General features: G+C 54.1%; 1 protein-coding gene. It reads left to right on the top strand.

The features are described 5' to 3' along the window. Positions 1–255, top strand: a 255-nt coding sequence (locus AC1RPG_RS08875) for a hypothetical protein (RefSeq protein WP_481762620.1), incomplete at both ends; no start/stop codon positions are given.

The raw sequence follows: 255 nt of genomic DNA on the forward strand, positions 1-255 counted from the left end.
GTACGCGTCAGTGATAGCCGCACTCAACTGCGAATACAAGATCGGATTGTCAGGCACCCCGAACCGCAAGGACGGCCGGTACGTGCTCATGCGGAATTTGATGGGTCCGGTGATTGCCGATATCAAGGTCGAGAAGTTGCGGCCTCATGTTCGGCTGGTCAAGACACAGTATACGTTTCGGGCTAAGGGTAACGTTCCGTGGACCCGAATGGTAAGCAGTCTTGAGAATGATGCAAAGCGCCTGAAGTTGATCGC

The sequence above is a fragment of the Dellaglioa sp. CoH-57-MRSF-18 genome, assembly GCF_056781995.1.